1 protein-coding gene is annotated in these 6,498 nt (G+C 38.3%); it reads left to right on the top strand.

The window, feature by feature from the left end; genetic code table 11:
• Positions 1-5,883, top strand: a 5,883-nt coding sequence (locus tag LBD46_05340) for a hypothetical protein (protein MDR2426585.1), incomplete at its 5' end; no start/stop codon positions are given.
• Positions 5,884-6,498 lie beyond the last annotated feature (615 nt).

The raw sequence follows: 6,498 nt of genomic DNA, 5'->3' as shown, positions 1-6,498 counted from the left end.
ATCGTATATAACATTTTCAGCCATGCTTACCACAATGTTAAGAATCCGCAGGCAAAGCTTGAACTCGAAACATATAACAAGGAAGAAGACAATGAAAGAATAGGTGAGGTGAATACATTGCTTGAAGTGGAGATTGATTTAAGCAGCAATGCTGGAGTCATAGAATATTTGAACAAGTTATCTCCCTCTCACTCTCAACTTCCTAAAAAAAATAAAAATGAAAATGAAAATGAAAATGCATATATCACTCAGCTTGAAAAAGACAAAGATGTCGAGTTCTTGTCTTATTGGGAAAAATCAGACAATTGGGAAGGAGTTAAAAATAAATTAGAAAAAAGCGGACTATTTAAACGAGAGTTTTTAGACTCGAAAAATAGTATAAAAGACATAGAAGTTGTTAATATAGAAGGCAACTCCGTCACACTTGATAAAGTTCTTGAAATAATATTTGACAGAAGAAACCAGCTGCACAAGAAAAATAATGATGACCCGCTTGGTTTTATCGGCGTTATTTTTATAGAAGATACTGAAAGAGAGGAAACGGTGAAAAAAGTTATTGAGATTTTGCAGACTGCAGACAAAAAATTTACGGTAAAGGATATGAGCAAAAAAGAAATAACCATTCAATCTGTTCCGAACAGTAGGAGGTTAAAAGAGTTAAAAGATTTAGCAGGCAATAATAATGAGATAGAAGCCACCATACAGGCATATATAGAAAATGCTCTTCATTTTGTAAGCGGGGATGTAAGAAAAGACCATCCTGAAGGAAAGGAAGCGGAGGAAGAACTTATTAAGATGCTGCAGAGTATAGGTAAAGATTATGCTATAACAACTAATGGGAATGGTATAGGTAAAAGTTATGCTATAAGAGTAACTAATGGGAATGGAGACATCAGTGATGCAGAAGAAAACCACCATTCTGAAAAGGAGGAAGCGTTTAAAAACTTGATTAAGAGGTACAATGAAAATAATAAAGACAAAAAAATTACGTTAACAGACCAACCTACTCAGAATTTAGCAGCCGCTGATAACATCCTGGTAGTTATAAAAAATGGAAAAATTGAAGTTGAAGATACTGAAATAGAAGAAGTTAATAAGATTTTCGAGGCTATAGGTAAAGAGATTTATTTTAAAACACCTTTAAGGTATTTTATATTACGTAAGGCAGGCATACCTCTGAAAGATTTGTCCGAAGGTCTTCTTCAAAATCAAATATTTATTGAGACTGACCCGAACGATAAAATCTCGATATATTTATTTTCAGATGATGTTAATAAAAAAAATCCTCTTTCCGTAATATACTTAAACTCTCCCGATGATCAAGGTACATTTAGGATTGCGAGTATCCAAACAGTAAAAGCAACAAAAAAAAGTAACAAAATTTTCAAAGCCGCTTTTGAGGCGCTAAACGTGAAAGATCAAGTCAATAAACAGATCGAAGAGTTGAATTCATTGATATCAGAGATGTCAGAGGAAAGGTATGCCGAAGCGGAAGGAATGTTTGCTTCGATACAAGAAACGTTGAAATTGTGGCATGGACGCTATAAAGGCGATATGAGTTCAGATGATACTATTGGAGAAATAATAGACTTTTTTAACGATAAGAATAAGAAAATGTTTTTGTCCAAAACTTTCGAAAGTTTAATAATTTTTCTGAAGTATTTTCCAACAGTGTCTACTAGTGATAGTGGAGCTATAAATATAGAACAGTTGAGCAAAGAAGAGAAATTGCTTAGCGATATTGATACCCTTATGACAAAGGAAACAAATGCTATGGCTTTATGGAACGAGAGTTTTAAAAAAATTGTCGATAAGATTGTCGATGAGATTATCAATAAATATCCTGAATATGATAAGAATATTGTACAACTGCTTGTTATAAGGTCGGCAGCTAAAAAACTTGCCAACAAAGTCAGTAAAACGAGATTTTTAGATTTTGTAAAGGAGAAATTACAGTTGAACTTTTTAGATAAAGAAGCTTTGGTAGGCATTAAATTTCTACCACGTGTAACAGCGGGAGACTACGGATTAAGATTGAAGCTGATGCTGATGCTGCCCGGCGTTGAAAAGACTGCTGTTGAAAGAGGCTATAATGTTGTACAAAGGTGTTTTTATGCCGGTTGGACCGAACTGAAACTTTTGCTCTTCCTTCCTTCAAAAGCGTTTGCGGCGCTTCACGACAATGTTAATGAAGCGCAGTTTCAGGCAAGAGCAACGAGAACAAGAATAGTAAAAGCCGTTATAGGCGCTCTTGCGGCGGCAGTCGTGGCAAGCGTTGCATTAGTGCTTCCGTGGACGGCGCCAGGACTGTTGACGATTATTGTAAATACCGCGATTTTGTCGTCAGTTGCTGCGGCAGCGATGGTTTTTTTCGGCATTGTCGTACACGCGTTCAATAACTTGCTTGAAGAACTTTTTCATAAGAAATTATACAATTTGACGTTTACTCCGTTTAGCGCAGAAAAGCTGGATAAGCTTTTTGACGAATTTAATTCTTTGGAAAATCCGGACATCAAATCTTATATCGACCAATTTACCGACAACGGCGATGAGATTGCCGCTCTTTTCGAAAATGCAAAATTTTATAAAGACAGCAATCGCATAAAAGCAAAAATGAAAATATTTTTTGAAAGGCTGTGTTTAGAAGCTATAAAACGCAAGAAAATAAACGAATGCGAAAGGCTGATAGATTTTATTTACGGTTTTTATAAAGAAATGGCAAACTCAAATATCTTTCAGGCATTTTTGATAACAATAGCCGCAAATGAAGGTTTGGATGTGAAGAAAAGAGAAATGCTGGACTTTTTCTTAAAATTTAATGACGTTCTTTTGGAAAAAGGAAAAATCGAACAAGACAAACCTGCATTATTTAACCTCCAAAAAGAGATCATTGACGTACTTTTAACCTTTTCTGATGAAGACAGAGAGGATGAAGACAGAGAGGCTGGGTATGTGCGCACATTAGCAGGAGACATTGTTTATTCTGATAAGTACAGCTATGTTACAAAGCAAATTTTTATCGGAGAATACATAAAAAATGTCGGATCGGTTCCTATAGAGTATTTTAAAGATTTTATCGGTGACGATAAGTTTGATGCCGTTAAATATGCAGCAGAGAACAGTTATAGTACGAAATATTTATTTGGTTATCTGACGGATTACGGTATTGCAAAACGACAATTCGTATCGCTTTATATCAAAGCAGCAGGAAGAAATTTAAAATGGATGTACAATATTATTACGGATAAAAAGCAGCCGCCAGCATTTAGATTGTATGCCTTATTTACTTTGAGCAGACATCCGTATAGAAGTTCTATTTTAAAATCATTGCTTTTTAAAGATTCGTCATACGATGGACGTCTTATAAGCGAGGAAACACTCTCTGAGCTTATCGAACAAAGCAAGATATTTTTGGAAGATGCCTCTACTCATAAAGATTTGGGCAATGATTTTCTTAATACCGTTGAAGCGGAAATGTTTTTCACTGCCGCGGCAGTGTTGCTGCATGAAAAATATCCCAATATTGATATTGTCGATTTTCTAAGACAGCTGCAATTTACGTTTGTGAGAGATAACAGCACAGAATTTATAGTCAAGTACACTGGAAGCGACGAATCTGAATATGTGCAGATCGCAATGAAAGACAAGAAAAAGTACATAGATTCCATAAAAGATTTTGTCGAAAACGTTTATAAAAGAAACACAGGTGCTAAAACTGACAAAGGCCATTCTGCTTTGATTAAAATGATAGAAAGAACTTTAATCATTGCTTGCATTTTTATCTTGACGAATTTGTTTTTCAGCACACCCCTTTTAAACGTTGCAGAGGCAAAGATGGCAAAGGAGGCAAAGGCGGGCTACGTATTAAATGATGTGACACAGCAGAACATAAATCTTGAAACGGACTTGATAACGGGAAATGCTATAACAAAGCCTGCCGCGGCATTTTCCGATGATGCAGCTGAGAAAAATATATTGAACACTCTTGAAAAAAATGAATCCGTGCAAACAGAGCCGTTGTCTTTGCAGCAGGAGAAAAAAGAGTCATCTAGTCCGCTTTCCACAGTCATGTCCTTATTTGCCGGACTTTTAGCTTTTGTTTTATCGGTTCCGCTGGCATTGGCGGCAGCGTTTAAGGCGTTTTCGTCATTGAGAAAAAATATCATTAATAACTCTATAGCGGTGCGCTACAGCTTTGTAAAAGAGAGTCTGTCTGTGGAAGATTTGAAAGCGTATAGGATAACCGACAAAGACGGCAGCATAACCGTTCCTGTTTTCATAATAAACAAAATGCCGTTAAGAAAAAAAGATTTTAAATTCAAAAACACGGGAGTCAAAATAAACGGAAAAAGTGTCTGGATGAGTGCTGCTTCCGATAATTTCGTGATTTTTGCAGAAGGCGCGGGTTTAAAAGAAATAGAAGACACGCTAAAAGGTGATAATCCCAGAATCAGAGCTGAGCTTTCGAAACTCGTAAAGAAGGCTACCGGAAAAACTTTAGATGCGAAGTTTGACGCAAGATGGTTTAATATGGAGTTTAACGCCGTTGAAACCTCTTTCAGTTATGAAGGCGGAACCGTCAGGGCAAGCCTGTCCGCCGAAGACGCTTCTTCTTCAGAAGGTGCCGAGTTCACTTATATGACGGGCGTGAGAGATATTGCCGATGCCGACGCGATGGCAATGGTAGAAAATATATATTACTTTTTAGATGATGTTAAGACTCCTGAAGATTTGGACAAAGTGCTCAGCGATTTCCAGAAAATCGGAAACGGGCAGATAATTCTTTCTTACGATGTTTTAAAAAATAACCTTGACGGACCGACAATAAAAGAGTTTTTCGCAGCGGCGCGGCGCAACGGTATAAAAATAATTGCCGATCACAGAGACATGAAGCAGGATGTGTCTGCGGTATCAAGCGAGTACAGGACTATCGGTTTTGACGGGATTCTTTATAATACCTCTGAAAATAAATTGTCGGTTTATGATTTTGCGCTGGCGACAATTGAAGAGGCTTCCGTAATTGAAGGCTACTCGGGTTCGCAAGAACTTATAAGTAAACTCCGTCAAACAAAGAACATAAAGATTCTTAACAACAGCGAAATTGTCAGAAAGATTTCAGCCGGCGACAGTTCCATGGTTGACAGGGTTTGGATTGTCAGAATCCTAAAAAAATCCGCGATTTTCGATGCGATAAGCGCAAATAAATATACCACTGATACGGTAAAGCGCTCCGCGTATAATCTTGCAAATGACAACTTCAAAAATCTTGAAAAAATCGGCGATGAGAATCTGGTAAACCTTCTGAATCTTTTAAATGTGGGCAATATCGCGGCTGTCAGGAACGCTTTAAACCTGCCCGCGGTGCATGCCGTGAACGTTTATCTTAACGATATCGTCCGAAATGTTAAAGATAAGGACGAAGTGCTGGCTCTTCAAAAAGCTTATCTTGAAGGAATATTCGAAAAGTTTCTTGTAAATAAAAATGTTGTGGGAGATATTTTGAGTAAGACGCTGGAAAAACAGCTCGGAAAAGCTTTAAGGCTTCAGACGATGTCCGGAAAGCAAAGAGTTACTGATGGAAATGCGATACTTCTTGCCGATACTTTTAAAGAGCGGGTAAGGCAGCAGATTTACCAGTCCGCTTCAAACCTAAAAGGCGCTGACTTGGATAAAAAATTCTCCAGAGAGCTTCAGTCCAGACTTGCCGAAGAAGTAAACGCTCTCGCTGAAAAAGCGTTCATGAGCGAAGATAATACCGCGTTAAGCGCAATAATAGAGCTGATACCCGCGATAGCGGAAGTCAGACTGAATGTAGGCATAAACAAAGAAAATATGTCACAGTTCGATGTAAGAGAGCTTAAGAACCTGTTATCCGCCGCGTAAAAATAACAGTGGGTGTAATAATAAAAAACAAAGTTCAGAGTTCAGATAATCCGTGCGTCCCCCTGAAACCAGTATCCTCCGCACATTAAGCTGTGCGGTCTCTGCTGTGCTTATGGATTCCCGCTTTCGCGGGAATGGCGGCTAACAGGAATGATGACTAAGCGTTTCCACGCAGCAAGCTGCAGACTTTCTTGAAGGTGTCATCAACCCACTTTGCTTTTGCCGTTGCCGTTGCTGTTATTGATGTTGTCGTTGTTGTCATTGCGTTTGTCATCTGCGGGGATAATTGAACCTTTTGTCGTCATTGCGGACCCCGAGCCGCAATCCATTTTTCAACTTGCATTCCGCTTTTGCGGCAATGACGATTAAGTTGTTTTCCACAGCAAGTGCGAGGCATAGGCTAATAATAAAAAAGGATAAGTCGCTCGCATTTCGTTCCTGCCGTTAACCAGTGCTTCTTATTCACCGCATGGCGGCAGTGGAATATTGAATGCGTTTCTGATACGGCAAAGCTTGTTCCGAAATCGACCGTCCTGAAAGGTGCGGCTTTTTCTGGTTACGGCGCGAAAAATGCGCAAAAAGAAGTTGCGGATTGGATAAAAAAATTGGCGTTAA

Source organism: Candidatus Endomicrobium procryptotermitis, from assembly GCA_031279415.1.
Taxonomy (GTDB): domain Bacteria; phylum Elusimicrobiota; class Endomicrobiia; order Endomicrobiales; family Endomicrobiaceae; genus Endomicrobium_B; species Endomicrobium_B procryptotermitis.
This window is presented reverse-complemented; position numbering and strand designations above follow the sequence as displayed.